This window comes from Tomitella biformata AHU 1821 (genome assembly GCF_000524475.1).
GTDB classification, from domain to species: domain Bacteria; phylum Actinomycetota; class Actinomycetes; order Mycobacteriales; family Mycobacteriaceae; genus Tomitella; species Tomitella biformata.
In genome coordinates, this window is the sequence record NZ_BAVQ01000104.1 from 1 (window position 1) to 204 (window position 204).

1 protein-coding gene is annotated in these 204 nt (G+C 65.7%); it reads right to left on the reverse strand.

Going from position 1 to position 204, the window contains the following annotated elements; all coding sequences use genetic code 11:
- A partial coding sequence (locus TBIF_RS25830) for a hypothetical protein (RefSeq protein ID WP_038172519.1) occupies positions 1-204 on the reverse strand: 204 nt, incomplete at both ends.

Sequence of the window (204 nt, forward strand, 5' to 3'; positions counted from 1 at the left end):
TCGACGGGCACGCTGACGGCGGTGAGCATCCGGGTCAGGGCGTCCATCCCAGCGGCCGTGCTGGGAATGGTTGTGCGCGTGGTCTTCTCAGTGCCGTCGTCGCGGTATTCGATGAGTTCGCATTGGTGGTTGGCGGTGATCGCGCAGTCGATCCCGGCGCGGGCGCGGATAGTGGTGGGATCATGGGTGGTGCCTATGGAGGTC